15 protein-coding genes are annotated in these 14,416 nt (G+C 66.0%); 14 read left to right on the plus strand and 1 reads right to left on the minus strand.

Features of this window, described 5'->3' with window-relative positions:
• Nucleotides 1-199 precede the first annotated feature (199 nt).
• The 13 genes from JQ617_RS32730 (at nucleotide 200) to JQ617_RS32790 (ending at nucleotide 11,992) form a co-directional block, all read left to right on the plus strand.
• Nucleotides 200-655, plus strand: a complete 456-nt coding sequence (locus tag JQ617_RS32730; RefSeq protein ID WP_212029975.1) for a phasin — start codon at nucleotides 200-202, stop codon at nucleotides 653-655.
• Nucleotides 656-900: 245 nt separating this feature from the next.
• A complete protein-coding gene (locus tag JQ617_RS32735; protein ID WP_212029976.1) occupies nucleotides 901-2,187 on the plus strand; it encodes a DUF445 domain-containing protein in 1,287 nt (428 codons plus the stop codon).
• Nucleotides 2,188-2,374: 187 nt separating this feature from the next.
• Nucleotides 2,375-3,145 (plus strand): esterase/lipase family protein, encoded by a 771-nt coding sequence (locus JQ617_RS32740; protein ID WP_212029977.1) that lies wholly within the window; start codon nucleotides 2,375-2,377, stop codon nucleotides 3,143-3,145.
• A 260-nt stretch (nucleotides 3,146-3,405) separates the two neighbouring features.
• Nucleotides 3,406-4,272, plus strand: coding sequence for a phenylacetic acid degradation operon negative regulatory protein PaaX (gene paaX / locus JQ617_RS32745; RefSeq protein ID WP_063691252.1), 867 nt, complete (start codon nucleotides 3,406-3,408; stop codon nucleotides 4,270-4,272).
• Nucleotides 4,273-4,348: 76 nt separating this feature from the next.
• Nucleotides 4,349-5,341, plus strand: a complete 993-nt coding sequence (gene paaA, locus JQ617_RS32750) for a 1,2-phenylacetyl-CoA epoxidase subunit PaaA (RefSeq protein WP_212029978.1) — start codon at nucleotides 4,349-4,351, stop codon at nucleotides 5,339-5,341.
• 10 nt (nucleotides 5,342-5,351) lie between these two features.
• Nucleotides 5,352-5,639: a 1,2-phenylacetyl-CoA epoxidase subunit PaaB gene (gene paaB, locus JQ617_RS32755; RefSeq protein ID WP_008136594.1), complete on the plus strand. Its 288-nt coding sequence runs from the start codon at nucleotides 5,352-5,354 to the stop codon at nucleotides 5,637-5,639.
• Nucleotides 5,639-6,415 (plus strand): 1,2-phenylacetyl-CoA epoxidase subunit PaaC, encoded by a 777-nt coding sequence (gene paaC / locus JQ617_RS32760; protein ID WP_212029979.1) that lies wholly within the window; start codon nucleotides 5,639-5,641, stop codon nucleotides 6,413-6,415. The genes paaB and paaC overlap by 1 nt, the downstream gene beginning before the upstream one ends.
• The gene (gene paaD, locus JQ617_RS32765; protein WP_212029980.1) at nucleotides 6,409-6,912 is read left to right on the plus strand and encodes a 1,2-phenylacetyl-CoA epoxidase subunit PaaD; all 504 of its coding nucleotides are present in this window, start codon (nucleotides 6,409-6,411) and stop codon (nucleotides 6,910-6,912) included. Before paaC ends, paaD begins: the two co-directional genes overlap by 7 nt.
• A gap of 2 nt (nucleotides 6,913-6,914) precedes the next feature.
• Nucleotides 6,915-7,997 (plus strand): 1,2-phenylacetyl-CoA epoxidase subunit PaaE, encoded by a 1,083-nt coding sequence (gene paaE / locus JQ617_RS32770; RefSeq protein WP_212029981.1) that lies wholly within the window; start codon nucleotides 6,915-6,917, stop codon nucleotides 7,995-7,997.
• Between the two features lie 55 nt (nucleotides 7,998-8,052).
• Nucleotides 8,053-8,502 (plus strand): hydroxyphenylacetyl-CoA thioesterase PaaI, encoded by a 450-nt coding sequence (gene paaI / locus JQ617_RS32775; protein WP_212029982.1) that lies wholly within the window; start codon nucleotides 8,053-8,055, stop codon nucleotides 8,500-8,502.
• A 39-nt stretch (nucleotides 8,503-8,541) separates the two neighbouring features.
• Nucleotides 8,542-9,873 (plus strand): phenylacetate--CoA ligase PaaK, encoded by a 1,332-nt coding sequence (paaK, locus tag JQ617_RS32780; protein ID WP_212029983.1) that lies wholly within the window; start codon nucleotides 8,542-8,544, stop codon nucleotides 9,871-9,873.
• A 53-nt stretch (nucleotides 9,874-9,926) separates the two neighbouring features.
• A complete protein-coding gene (locus JQ617_RS32785; protein WP_212029984.1) occupies nucleotides 9,927-10,931 on the plus strand; it encodes a quinone oxidoreductase family protein in 1,005 nt (334 codons plus the stop codon).
• Nucleotides 10,932-10,933: 2 nt separating this feature from the next.
• On the plus strand, nucleotides 10,934-11,992 hold the full coding sequence (locus JQ617_RS32790; protein ID WP_212029985.1) for a YeeE/YedE family protein: 1,059 nt from the start codon (nucleotides 10,934-10,936) through the stop codon (nucleotides 11,990-11,992).
• Here the strand turns inward: JQ617_RS32790 and JQ617_RS32795 are convergent.
• Nucleotides 11,971-12,885 carry a DMT family transporter gene (locus JQ617_RS32795; protein ID WP_212029986.1) on the minus strand — a complete coding sequence of 305 codons (915 nt, stop codon included), beginning with the start codon at nucleotides 12,883-12,885 and terminating at the stop codon, nucleotides 11,971-11,973. The two genes, JQ617_RS32790 and JQ617_RS32795, sit on opposite strands and share 22 nt — an antisense overlap.
• A 100-nt stretch (nucleotides 12,886-12,985) precedes the next feature.
• Between JQ617_RS32795 and pdxR the strand changes: the two genes are divergently transcribed.
• Nucleotides 12,986-14,416: a MocR-like pyridoxine biosynthesis transcription factor PdxR gene (pdxR, locus tag JQ617_RS32800; protein ID WP_212030040.1), complete on the plus strand. Its 1,431-nt coding sequence runs from the start codon at nucleotides 12,986-12,988 to the stop codon at nucleotides 14,414-14,416.

Below are 14,416 nucleotides of genomic sequence, written 5' to 3' on the forward strand. Positions count from 1 at the left end.
CCCGGATCGGGCCTATGTCTGGGCGGTTGGCGAGAGAGGCATCACGATGCCGCTCGTTAAGGCTGTTCACGATTTCGTGATGCCGCAGTGCAATACGAATATTGCATCGCACAATTAACCGTGCCATATAAGCCGTGCCCCGGGCCAACGCGGACGGGGTGAGCCCATAGCTCAACCCAATGAGGATGGAGAGAACCCCATGACCACTGAAACCAACACCGCTTTCGAGGGCTTCAAGGACGCTTTCAAGAACATCCAGAACCTGGAAGTTCCCGAGGCTGCCCGTGAGTTCGTCAAGAAGAGCGCGAACACCGCCAAGGACCGTGCTGCCGAGGCTTTCGCCGGCTCCGAGCGCGTGACCGCCGCCGTCGAGAACGCCGTGACCGAGTCCGTTGCTCAGGCCGGCAAGATCAGCCGCAACATCCAGCAGGCGATCTACGAGGACGCCGAGGCGTTCTTCTCGGGCATCGACAAGCTCGCGTCCGCCAAGTCGGTCAGCGAAGCCGTCGAGATCCAGTCGAGCCTGCTCCGCGCTCGCGGCGAAGTGTTCGTCTCGCGCGCCAAGGCGACCGCCGACTATCTCGGCAAGCTCGCCGCCAACGGTGCGAAGTCCGCTCAGGACAACTTCGCCAAGGTCTACAACAAGACCGCCTGATCCGGCGCTCTGAGTGCAAACTGAAATTTGAGGCCCGCTTCGGCGGGCCTTTTGTTTTTCTCCTGCGTTCCCCGGATGCAGTGCAGCGCGCCCCTGGCGATGCGAAGCATCGTCCAGTGGCGTGGTGCACTGCTGATCCGGGGTCCATCTTCCTTTGGGTGTTGCTGGGTCCCGGCTCTGCGGTGCATCGTTGCACGCTGCACCGCGTCCGGGACACGCCGAGACTGACGCGCTAAGAATTCACCATGAACGCTCCCGCCACCTTCTCCTTCGACACCCCGGGCGACGCCGAACGCGCGGCCGAGCTGCGCCGTGTGAAGGCGTTGGCGACGCTGGTGCTGGCTTCGACGCTGGCGCTGTTCGTGATCGCGAAATGGCTGCTGCCCGTGCACCCCATGTTCGGCTTCATCGCGGCCTTCGCGGAGGCCGCGACCATCGGCGGGCTCGCCGACTGGTATGCCGTGGTCGCGCTGTTCAAGCGTCCGCTCGGCCTGCCGATCCCGCATACCGCGATCATCCAGAGCAACCAGGCCCGCATCGCCGATAAGCTCGGCGAATTCATCCAGGTGCATTTCCTCGAGGCAGGTCCCGTCGAGGCCAAGCTGAAGGAGATCGACTTCGGCTCCTTCGTTGCCGACTGGCTGCGCGACCGCAAGCGCAGCGACGACCTTGCACGCTTCGCCCTGCGCCTGCTGCCGGAGGCCGTGTCCGCGACGGAAAGTTCCGGGCTGATGACCTTCATCATCCGCCGCATGTCCTCGCAGCTCCAGGCGATCGATCTCGCGCCGCTTGCCGCCGGCACGCTGCGCGGCTTCGTCGCGGAGGGCCGGCACCAGATCCTGTTCGACGATCTCCTGCGCGTGATGCACGAGACGCTGAACCAGAAGGAAACGATGGCGATGATCCGCGAGAAGGTGCGCGCGGAGTTGCCGACCCTGCTCACGCTCTACCGCGCCGACAAGTTTCTGGTGAACAAGATCGTGGCCTCCGCCACCGCCTTCTTCAACGAAGTGCGCAGCGATCCCAAGCATCCGTTCCGCGGCGAGTTCGATCGCATGGTGCTGAGCTTCGTCGACCGGCTCGGCACCGACCAGGCCTATATCGACCGCATCGACGGCCTGAAGCGCGACCTGCTCGCGCGGCCGGAGCTTGCCGACCTCGCCCGCACCGTCTGGTCCAATACGCGCTCCTTCATCGAGCGCAGCGCGAGCGGCGAGACGCAGGTGCTGCAGCATCATCTCGCCGGCATGTTCGCCTCTGCAGGCGAGGCGCTTGCCGGCGATGCCGAGCTGCGCGGCGAGATCAACAAGGGCGTGGTGACGGTGTTGCGCAGCTTCGTTGCCGATCAGAAGAGCGGCGTCTCGACCTTCATCTCCGATCAGGTCAAGGCGTGGGACATGGCGCAGCTGATTTCGCTGATCGAAATCAACATCGGGCGCGACCTGCAGTACATCCGATTCAACGGCTCGCTGATCGGCGGGCTCGCCGGACTTGCGCTCTACTCCGTAGAATTCCTGCTTCGCTTGCTGTGACTTTTGCGTCACGGCCGTTAGCATTAACGCGTGGGCCTATTGTCGCCCCGCGACTCTCCCGCTTGAATGTCGGGAACCGGCCGCCTAGCTGATTCATGTTGCGCTGCGGAACGTTCAAGAAGCCGGCGTATTGGAATTCATGCCCATTGCCGGCTCAAAGCCGGCGCCTTCTCCAGGGGATCCATTGATGACCGCTACTGCCCAGACGCTGCGTCCGCCGTCCCGTACTCTGATGTTTCTCGAAGGACGCGCGATCCACGAGTTCGGCGCATTCCTCGGCGCGCTGCCGCTCCTGAGCCTCGCGCCGCGCGGCGACGGGCATCCGGTGCTGGTGCTGCCGGGCCTCGTGGCCTCCGATGCGTCGACGCGCGCGTTGCGCAGCTTTCTGACCAGCAAGGGCTACGCGGTCAGCGGCTGGCGCCAGGGCCGCAATTACGGCCTGCGCGAGGGCGTGCAGCATGCGATGGTCGATCTGGTCGAGGAGCTCAGCGACACGCACGGCCGCAAGATCAGCCTGGTCGGCTGGAGCCTAGGTGGCCTCTACGCACGCCAGCTCGCCAAGATGATGCCCGATCGCGTGCGTCAGGTGATCACGCTCGGCAGCCCCTTTGCGGGCAATCCCCATTCGACCAATGCCTGGCGTGTCTATGAATGGGCGAGCGGCCGCAAGGCTGACGAGGTCGATCCGCAGTTCGGTGGCGAGCTTGCCGTGCCGCCGCCGGTGCCGACCACCGCCATCTTCAGCCGCACCGACGGTGTCTGCGCCTGGCAGGGCTGCATGGAGAAATCAGGCGCGCAGACCGAGAGCATCGAGGTCGAGAGCAGCCATTGCGGCATGGGTCATCACCCCGCCGTCGTCTACGCCGTGGCCGACCGCCTCGCGCAGAAGGAAGGCCATTGGCGCCCGTTCGACCGCGGCGGCTGGCGGAGCCTCGCCTATCCCGATCCGCATCGGTAGCACTTCTCTTCACCTCGCCCCGCTTGCGGGGAGAGGCATAGGCCGCCTTCGGCGGCCATACGTAAGAACGCCGAAGCAAGGCTTCGGCTACGTCGCATCGGAGATGCGATCCGGGTGAGGGGGTACAGGTCTCACGTTCATCTCATGCGCGGAGAGAGGCCCCTCATCCCACCCCTCTCCGCGTGAGAACGGCGAGGGAGAGCAAGACCGTCGTTTCCGTCCATTGTCGCGGCCGCATCAAACGCGCTAAGCCATGCCGCATGGCGCATCCGCTCTCCCGCATCATCGACCAGCTCAAGCGCGAGCCCTCGCGCACCGGCTCCATCGTCATCACCGTGTTCGGCGATGCCATCGTGCCGCGCGGCGGCTCCGTGTGGCTGGGCACGCTGCTGGAATTCTTCGAAAGCCTGGATATCGACAGCGGCGTAGTGCGGACCGCGATGTCGCGCCTTGCCGCCGACGGCTGGCTGACGCGCGAAAAGGTCGGCCGCAACAGTTTCTATCGCCTGGCCGACAAGGGCCGGCAGACGTTTGAAGCGGCGACGCACCACATCTACGGTTCCCCGCCGTCGGATTGGACCGGGCGTTTCGAGCTGCTGCTGATCGGCAATGGCGAGGACCGTGACGCCTCGCGCGAAGCGCTGCGCAATGCCGGCTTCGGCAGTCCGCTGCCGGGCGTCTGGGTTGCGCCGTCGGGCGTGCCGGTGCCGGACGAGGCCGCCGGCGCGATCCGTCTCGAAGTCTCAGCGGAGGACGACAGTGGCCGCCGTCTGCTCAGCGCGAGCTGGCCGCTGGAGCGCACTGCGGATGCCTATCTGAAATTCATGAAGACGTTCGAACCGCTGCGCGCCGCGATCGGCCGCGGCACGGATCTGTCCGAAGCCGACGCCTTCACCGCGCGCATCCTGCTGATCCATCATTACCGTCGCGTCGTGCTGCGCGATCCGCTGCTGCCCGACAGCCTGCTGCCGGCGGATTGGCCAGGCAGGGCCGCCCGTGCGCTCTGCGGCGAGATCTATCGCGCGCTGCTTGCCCCGTCCGAACAATGGCTTGACGGTCATGGAACCAATGAAAAGGGGGCGCTCCCGCCGGCCCGAAAGCTTCTGGAGCGGCGGTTCGGTGCCTGATCTTTATGTTACAGAAATATCTTGCATGACGTAATTTTTGTTATATATTGCCTCCCAATAAAACGGGAGGACGCGCATGTATACCCAGGCGCTGAACACGGCCGAGACCGACGATCGCGGTCTCGAGGACGCGGCCAAGGCCGCGCAGTTCCAGGCCCGCATCGATGCCGAGGAGCGCATCGAGCCGAACGACTGGATGCCGGCGGCCTATCGCAAGACGCTCACGCGCCAGATCTCCCAGCACGCCCATTCCGAAATCGTCGGCATGCTGCCCGAGGGCAACTGGATCACGCGCGCGCCGACGCTGCGCCGCAAGGCGGCGCTGCTCGCCAAGGTGCAGGACGAGTGCGGCCACGGGCTCTATCTCTATGCCGCCGCCGAGACGCTCGGCACCTCGCGCGAAGAGCTGGTCGACGCGATGCTCGCGGGCAAAGCCAAATATTCCTCGATCTTCAATTACCCGACGCTGACCTGGGCCGACATCGGCACCATCGGCTGGCTGGTCGACGGCGCCGCGATCATGAACCAGATCCCGCTCTGCCGCTGCTCCTACGGTCCTTACGCGCGCGCGATGATCCGCGTTTGCAAGGAGGAGTCGTTCCACCAGCGCCAGGGCTACGAGATCATGCTGACGCTCTGCCGCGGCTCTGACGAGCAGAAGGCGATGGCGCAGGATGCGCTGAACCGCTGGTGGTGGCCGGTGCTGATGATGTTCGGCCCGCCCGATGCGACGAGCCAGCACAGCGACACGTCGACCAAATGGAAGATCAAGCGCTTCTCCAATGACGAGCTGCGCCAGAAATTCATCGATGCCACCGTGCCGCAGGCGCAGTATCTCGGCCTCGCCATTCCCGATCCCGGCATGACCCAGGATGCGGACGGGCACTGGCGCTACAGCGAGATCGACTGGACGGAGTTCAAGCAGGTGCTCGCCGGCAACGGCCCGTGCAACCGCGACCGCATCGCGGCGCGACGCAAGGCCCACGACGACGGCGCCTGGGTGCGCGAGGCCGCAGCCAGCTACGCCGCCAAACGCGCGCAGCGCCAGACCGCGCAAGCCGCCGAATAGGGAGATCGATATGGCCACGCCGAACACGCCGCTGTGGGAAGTCTTCATTCGCAGCCGCAACGGGCTCGCGCACAAGCATGTCGGCTCGCTCCATGCGAGCGACGCGACCATGGCGTTGCAGGCCGCCCGCGACATCTACACCCGCCGCGGCGAGGGCCTGTCGATCTGGGTCGTGCCGTCGACCGCGATCACCGCGAGCGATCCTGCCGAGAAGGGCATGATGTTCGAGCCGGCGGAATCGAAGATCTACCGGCACCCGACGTTCTATGAGGTGCCTGAGGAAGTGGGGCATATGTGATGGCCGTCGCCAACATCGAGGTCACCGAGACGCCGCTGGTGCTCTACGCGCTGCGCCGCGCCGACGATGCGCTGATCCTCGGCCATCGACTTTCGGAATGGTGCGGCCACGCGCCGATGCTGGAAGAGGACATGGCGCTTTCCAACATCGCGCTCGACCTCATCGGCCAGGCGCGCGAGCTCTACACCTACGCCGCCAAGGCCGAAGGCAAGGAGAATGACGAGGACAAGCTCGCTTATCTGCGCGACGTGCGGCAGTACCGGAACCTGCTGCTGGTCGAGCAGCCCAACGGCGATTTTGCCCAGACCCTGGTGCGGCAGTTCTTCTATTCCGCCTTTGCCGATCTCTACTGGCGCGCGATGATGACTTCGCGCGATGCGACGCTCGCGGCCATTGCCGCCAAGTCGGAGAAGGAAAGCGCCTATCATCTGCGCCACGCCTCGGAATGGATGATCCGGCTCGGCGACGGCACCGACGAGAGCCATCGAAGGGCGCAGGCCGCCATCGATCATCTCTGGGCCTTCACCGGCGAGATGTTTGCCGTCGACGACGGCGAGCGCGGCCTGATCCATGCCGGTATCGCCGTCGATCCCGGCACCTTGCGCGGCCGCTGGCTGACGACGCTGTCCGGTGTCATCGGGGAAGCGACGCTCACGCTGCCGCAGACCGACTGGATGCAACAGGGCGGTCGCTCCGGTCGCCACAGCGAGCATCTCGGGCACCTCCTGTCTGAGTTGCAATCGATGCAGCGAACGTTCCCGGGGCAGACATGGTGATTGTGGCCGAAGACAGCACCGCACTGCGCCAGCGTGCCTGGGACGCCGCGGCGAGCGTGGTCGATCCGGAAATTCCGGTGCTGAGCATTGCCGATCTCGGCGTGCTGCGCGATGTCGTGCTCGACGGCGATCGTGTCGAGGTCGCGATCACGCCGACCTATTCGGGCTGCCCGGCCATGAACATGATCGCGCTCGAGATCGAGCTGGCGCTGGAGCGCGCCGGTTTCCGCCAGCCGAAGGTGCGGACGGTGTTGTCGCCGGCCTGGACCACCGAGTGGATGAGCGAGGAGGGACGCCAGAAGCTGCGTGCCTATGGCATCGCGCCGCCGCAAGCCTCCCACTCGCGCCGCGCGCTGTTCGGCGAGCAGGCCGTCGCGTGCCCGCAATGTGGCTCGGACAAGACCGAGCTGTTGTCCGAATTCGGCTCGACTTCCTGCAAGGCGCTCTGGCGGTGCAGGTCCTGCCGCGAACCCTTCGACTATTTCAAGTGTCATTGACCATGTCAGCAGCCGCACCGCGCTTCCATCGCCTGGCCGTCAACGACCTCCGCCGCGAGGCCTCCGACGCCGTTTCCATGACCTTCGCCATCCCCGGCGAACTCGCCGGCGATTACGCCTTCACGCCCGGTCAGTACCTGACGCTCCGCACCATGCTGGATGGCGAGGAGGTGCGGCGCTCCTATTCCATCTGCTCCGGCCCCGATGACGGCGAGATCCGTATTGCCGTGAAGAAGGTCGACGGCGGTGCGTTTTCGAACTGGGCGGCCGACGAGCTGAAATGCGGCGACGAGCTCGAGGTGATGACGCCGACCGGGCGCTTCGGCGTGGTCCCGCCGGCAGATGGCCGGCGCATCCACGTCGGCTTCGCCGCGGGCTCCGGCATCACGCCGATCCTCTCGATCGTGAAGGGCATTCTCGCGGGTGAGCCCGACAGCCGCTTCTTCCTGTTCTACGGCAACCGCGCGACCGACAACATCATGTTCCTCGAGGCCCTCGAGGAGCTGAAGGATCGCTTCATCGATCGCCTGTCGCTCTTCCACGTCATCTCCGGAGAGGAGCAGGACATTCCGATCCTGCATGGAAGGCTCGACGGCGACAAGGTGAGGGTGCTGCTGCGCTCGCTGGTGCCAGCGGGAAGCGTCGATCACGTCTTCATCTGCGGCCCCCTTGGCATGAGCGAGGACATCGAGGCGACCTGCCGCGAACTCGGCATCGCTGCCGAGCGCATCCATGTTGAGCGCTTCGTCTCCGAATTCGGCGGCAAGCCGCGGCCGAAGAAGATCGTTGCGCCCGATGCGCCGCCAAAAGCCATTGCGTCGCTGATCATCGACGGCAAGCGGCGCGACGTTCCGGTCGCGGAGGACGAGGCGATCCTCGATGCTGCGTTGCGCGCCGGCGTCGATCTGCCCTTCGCCTGCAAGGGCGGCATGTGCTCGACCTGCCGCGCCAAGCTGGTCGAAGGCGAGGCGCCGATGGATCTCAACTATTCGCTGGAGCCCTGGGAGCTGAAGGCCGGTTTTGTCCTCACCTGCCAGGCCAAGCCAACGACCGAGCGCGTGGTGGTCGACTACGACCACGTTTGACAGTTTTGGCCAACCAGCAGAACATCATGAGCAAACACCTGGCCGGGAGAAGCGCGTGAACGTCAAAGCCGCCCTGTCGCCTGAGGATATCGCCCGCGCCTGCGCCGATGCGATGTGGGGCGAGGATGACGCCTCCAAGGGTCTCGGCATGGAGATCGTCGAGATCGGCCCGGGTTTTGCGACGCTGGCGATGACGGTGCGGCCGGACATGGTCAACGGCCAGCGCATCGCCCATGGCGGCTTCATCTTCACGCTCGCCGATTCCGCCTTTGCGTTCGCCTGCAATTCGCACAATGAGCGCGTGGTCGCGGCGCAGGGCCAGATCACCTTCATCAAGCCGGGCAAGCTCGGCGACCGGCTCATCGCCAGGGCGCGGGAGATCACCCGCGGCGGCCGCTCGGGAATCTACGACGTGCGCGTGACCGCCGGAGATGTCGTCATCGCGGAGTTCCGCGGACATTCGCGGGTCATTCCCGGCAATTGGTTGCCGGCGCAAGATCAATAAAACCAAAGAAAAAGAACGAATCAATGTGGGGAAACGAGAATGGCTTCGACGAAGCTGAAGGAAGGCGGCCACAGCTATAAGGCCGAGATGGATGCGCATGAGCGCGCGTCCCGCGACGAGATCATGGCGCTGCAGACGCAGCGTCTGGCCTGGTCGTTGAAGCACGCCTACGACAACGTCGCGCACTATCGCAAGGCCTTCGACAAGGCCGGTGTGCATCCGTCCGACTTTCGCGTGCTGTCCGATCTCGCGAAATTTCCGTTCACGGTGAAGACGGACCTGCGCGACAACTATCCCTTCAACATGTTCGCCGTGCCGCGCGAAAAGCTGGTGCGCGTGCATGCCTCGTCCGGCACGACCGGCAAGCCGATCGTCGTCGGCTATACGCAAGCCGACATCGACACCTGGTCGCAGGTGATGGCGCGCTCGATCCGCGCGGCCGGCGGGCGCACCGGCATGATCATCCACAATGCCTATGGCTACGGCCTCTTCACCGGCGGGCTTGGTGTGCACTACGGCGCGGAAAAGCTCGGCTGCACGGTGGTGCCGATCTCCGGCGGCATGACCGAGCGGCAGGTGCAGCTCATCAACGATTTCCGGCCCGACATCATCACGGTGACGCCGAGCTACATGCTGGCGATCCTCGACGAGTTCAAGCGGCAAAGGCTCGATCCCCGCCAATGCTCGCTGAAGGTCGGCATTTTCGGCGCCGAGCCCTGGACCAATGCGATGCGCGGCGAGATCGAGGACGCCTTCGACATGGATGCGACCGACATCTATGGCTTGTCCGAGGTGATCGGCCCCGGCGTCGCGCAGGAATGCATCGAGACCAAGGACGGCCTCCACATCTGGGAGGATCATTTCTACCCTGAAGTGATCGATCCCGAGACCGGCGCGGTGCTGCCGGACGGCGAGAAGGGCGAACTGGTCTTCACCTCGCTCACCAAGGAAGCGTTTCCGGTGATCCGCTATCGCACCCGCGACCTGACGCGGCTGCTGCCGGGCACCGCGCGGCCGGGCATGCGGCGCATGGAGAAGGTGACGGGCCGCTCCGACGACATGATCATCCTGCGTGGTGTCAATCTGTTCCCGACCCAGATCGAGGAGGTGCTGCTTGCCACCGACTGGTGCGGCGGCCACTTCGTTCTCGAACTGACCCGCGAAGGCCGGATGGACGAGCTGACCATCATCGCCGAGGCGCGGCCCGAGAGCTGGGACGGCAGGGGCCTCGTCGATCATGCCGACCGGATCTCGACCCATATCAAGAACACCATCGGCGTCAGCTCGAGGGTTCAGGTGGTTGCCCCCGCCACGCTGGAGCGCTCCCTGGGCAAGGCCAAGCGGCTGTACGACAAACGGCCGAAGGATTGACTTGACCGTCCCCAGGGGCGACAAGGCCCGCGAGAAAATCGCGGGTTTTTCCTATGTCACCAGCCGATACCAAAACGGTCGAAGCGCGCTGTGTGCGCCTCCACGTCAAAGCCGAAAACGCTGCTGCGCTTGCGCCGGCCGTCGAGCGCCAGACGCTCACGCGCGGCCCGAACGATCTCCTGATCGAGGTGAAGGCCGCCGCCGTCAATCCGTCCGACGTCAAGGCCGCGACCGGGCTGATGCCCTATGCCGTGTTCCCCCGGACCCCCGGCCGCGACTACGCCGGCGTGGTGATCGACGGTCCCACCGGCACGATCGGCCGCGAGGTGTTCGGGTCTTCCGGCGATCTCGGCATCCGCCGCGACGGCACGCATGCAAGCCATCTCGTGGTCGAGGCCGACGCGGTGGTGGCGAAGCCCGGGACGGTGTCGTGGGAGGAGGCCGCCGGCATCGGCGTGCCCTTCGTCACCGCGATGGAAGGCTTTCGCCGCGCCGGCGTGCCGAAGAGCGGCGAGACCGTGCTGGTGTTCGGCGTCAACGGCAAGGTAGGGCAGGCCGCGGTGCAAATCGCGACCTGGCAGGGCGCGGGCGTCATCGGCGTGGTGCGCAAGGCGGAGGCCTATGAAGGTCACGCCAATGCGCCCATCGAGGTGATCGATGCCTCCGTCACCGACGTGGCCACGCGTGTGCGCGAATTGACCGGCGGCAAGGGCGCCGACATCGTCTTCAACACGGTCGGCGATCCCTACTTCCAGGCGGCGCACAAGGCGCTCGCCTTGCGCGGGCGCCAGATCCTGATCGCCGCGATCGACCGCATCGTGCAGTTCAACATCCTCGAATTCTACCGTGGACAGCACACCTATGTCGGCATCGACACGCTCGGGCTCTCGTCGGCGGCGACGGGCGCCGTGCTGCGCGATCTCGGTCCGGGCTTTGCGAGCGGGCACCTCAAGCCGTTTCCGATCAAGGCGAATGCAATCTATCCGCTGGAGCGCGCGAAGGAAGCGTATGTCGCCGTCGCCGGCTCGTCGCGCGACCGCGTGATCCTGAAGCCGTAACGATGGAGTCCTCCACCCAACTCGTCATCCTCGTCGGTCTCGCCATCGGCCTCGTCTACGGCGCCGTCGGCCTGCTCAGCGGCTTCTGCCTGATGAGCAGCATGCGCGGCTGGCTTGCGGATGGTGACGGGCGGCTGGTGCGGACCTATGCGCTGGCGATCGCTGTTGCGGTCGCCGCGAGCCAGTTTCTCGCCGGCAGCGGCACGGTCGATCTCGGCAGATCGATCTATCTGCAGCAATCCTTTTCCATTCCGGTGCTATTCCTCGGCGGCCTGCTGTTCGGCTATGGCATGGTGCTGTCGAATGGCTGCGGCTCGCGCGCGCTGGTGCTGCTCGGGCGCGGCAATCTTCGCTCCTTCGTCGTCGTGATCGTGCTGGGCATCGCCGCGCAGATGACGCTGAAAGGTCTGATCGCGCCTGCGCGTATCGCGCTGGTCCAGGCCTCGCAAACCACGGTCAGCACCAATTCGCTGCCCTCGCTGCTCGCGACGCTCGGTCTCGCGGAAGGGCCCGCGCGCGCGCTGGCTGCCGCGGCGATCGCGATCGCGCTGCTCCTGTTTGCCTTCGCGCATCCTGCGTTTCGCCGCTCGCCGGGCCAGATCGCGGCAGGTGTCGTCGTCGGTCTCCTCGCCGCCGGCGGCTGGTACGTCACCGGCTTTCTCGGTGCGGACGACTTCAGCCCGGTCCCCGTGACCTCGCTTACGTTCATCGCGCCGATCGCGGATGCCCTGCAATACGCCATGCTCTCGACCGGCCTGACGCTCAATTTCGGCATCGCCACGGTTGCCGGTGTCTTCGCCGGCAGCCTCGTCACGGCGCTCGCGACGGGCCGCTTCAGGCTCGAAGGCTATTCCTCGCCGCGCCACATGCTGCGCTCGGGCACCGGCGCCGCGCTGATGGGGATCGGCGGCGTGATGGCATTCGGCTGCTCGATCGGGCAGGGGCTCACCGGTGTCTCGACCCTCGCGCTGGGCTCGTTCGTGGCGGTCGCCGGCATCCTGCTCGGCACGACGGCGGGATTGCGCGGAAGCTTGCGCGTTCAGCCGCTCGCGGTGGCCTGACCGCGCAACAGCCGGTCGCCCAGCGTCGCAAGAGCAATGCCGGTGACGATCAGCCCGGCCGCGATGGCAAGGCTCATGTCGACGGGCTCGCCGAGCAGGATCGCCGCACTGGCGATGCCGACGAGCGGCGTCCCCGTTGTGCCGAGCGAGGTCGTCAGGGCCGAGATGCTCTTGTTGACCATCGACATCGCCCAATAGGCCAGCGCCGTTCCGATCAGGCCGGAATACAGGAACAGCAGGATGAGCTTCCACGACCATTCGGCGTGGGGCAGGCCCTCCGTGGCGAGCGCCGAACCGGTCAGCACGATGGTTGCCGTGAGCACCTGCCAGATCAGCAGTTGCAGCGGCGAGGCGATCCAGCGGTGCGCGCGGATATAGATGATGTTCGCTGCCCAGGAGATCGCGGCCAGGATGACCATGGCTGCGCCGAGCAGGACGTTCGCATTGGTCCAGTCGATGGACGCGGGGTTCAGGATCACGGCAAGCCCGACCAGTCCGAGCAGGGCGCCCGCGAGCTTCGGCGCGGTCAGCGTATCCTTCCCCAGCAAGGGCGCTGCGATCGCCACCCAGAGCGGCGTGGTGTAGCCGAGCACGATCGCCTTGCTCGCGGGCAGAAAGCGCACACCGGACGCAACCAGGACGGAGAACACCGTCATGTGCAGCACCGCCACGCTCAGGACCACGGGAATGTCGCGCCGTTCCGGGATCACCAGATTCCCGCTCAGTCCGAGGATCACGAACAACGCGGCCAGTGCGATCCAGCTCCGGATCGCCGACGTCCACAGCGGCGGAAGGAACTGGACGAGTTGTTTCGTCACCGACCAGTTCACGCCCCAGGCCAGCACGACGATCAGGAACAGGCCGACGGCGGCGCGGGAGGACAGGGAGTTCATCGCATTATCCTTGAAGCAGTCCAGCCCGGCGGATAGCATCTCATCTGGCACCTGAAGAAGTGCCAGATTGGAGAAGAATAAGGTGCCAGTTTCCGACGGCATGATCGCCGGCCTGATCGACCTGATCCGCGCCGACGGCGAGGGACTGGCGGCGCAACTGACGGGGCAGCTTCGAGGTCTGATCGCGAGCGGCCACCTCGGCAAGGGGCGCGCGCTGCCGTCGAGCCGGCAGCTTGCAGCCGATCTCGGCGTCTCCCGCAACACCGTCACCTATGCGTTCGAGCAGCTCGCCGCGGAGGGATATCTCGCGGCGTCGCACGGTCGCCGTCCGGTGGTGACGATCGACGGCGGCGAACGGATCGAAGGGTTGGGCACAGTCGCGTCGAGCCCGCGCGCCGCGAAACCCCGGCTCTCAGCCTGGGCCTCGAAGCTCCAGCAGACCGACTGGCCGATGTCCTATCAAGCGCCGTTCAAGCCGCTGCGCCCGGGGCATGGCGACGCCAGGGAGTTTCCGAACGAGATCTGGGGACGCTGCCTGCGCCGCAGTGCCGTTTGGGCGGCGAGGCGCGAACTCGGAGCTGTGAACCGGCCGCGCTTGCGCGAGGCGCTGGCGCACTATCTCGCAACCAGCAGAGGCGTTCGCGCGGACGCGGACCAGATCCTGATCCTGCCGAGCGCGCAGGCCGCACTGACCCTGATTGCGGCTGCCGTGATCACGCCCGGCGACGAGGTCTGGGTCGAGGATCCCGGCTATCCCGGCGCCGCAGCCGCCTTCCGCGCCTGCGGCGCGCGCGTGAGCGGCATCAGGCTGGACGAGCAGGGGATGCAACGGATGCCCGGGCCCGCAGCGCCAACGCTGATCTTCATGACGCCATCGCATCAGCATCCAACCGGCCGGCTGATGTCGCTGACCCGCCGCACCGAGTTTCTCAGGGCAAGCCGGCCCGGCAGGACCTGGATCGTCGAGGACGATTACGACGGCGAATTCCACTACGACAGCCGGCCGGTGCCGGCGTTGCAAGGCTTGGACGCCCACGGCCGCGTGTTCTATGTCGGCACGTTCTCGAAGGCGATGACGTCGGACATCCGGCTCGGCTATCTCGTCGCGCCGCCGGCGCTGGTGTCTACGCTGGAAATCGCGCAGCGGCATATCGGGCTGATCGCCGCCAGCCACATCCAGGAAGCGTTGGCCGAATTCATCGCCGACGGTCATTTCCTGGCGCATCTGCGCCGGGTGCGGCGGCTCTATCACGGGCGCCGCGATCATCTCGTCGCCGGGCTTGAGCGCCATCTTGGCGAGGTGCTCTCGGCCGAGGTGCCCTCGGGCGGCATCCAGCTCGTGGCGCGTCTCAAGCGCGGCCGCGCCGATCAGGCGACGGTGAAGCGGCTCGTCGAGGCCGGCGTCGTCACGCGAGCCCTGTCCAGCCTGGCGCTCGGCAAGCCGCGCGATCACGGCCTGCTGCTCGGCTTCGCGGCGTGGCGCGAGAACGAGATCAGCGCGGCGTTGCGCACGATGGCATCGTGCTTCTAG

The sequence above is a fragment of the Bradyrhizobium sp. KB893862 SZCCT0404 genome (genome assembly GCF_018130885.1).
Taxonomy (GTDB): Bacteria; Pseudomonadota; Alphaproteobacteria; order Rhizobiales; family Xanthobacteraceae; genus Bradyrhizobium; species Bradyrhizobium stylosanthis.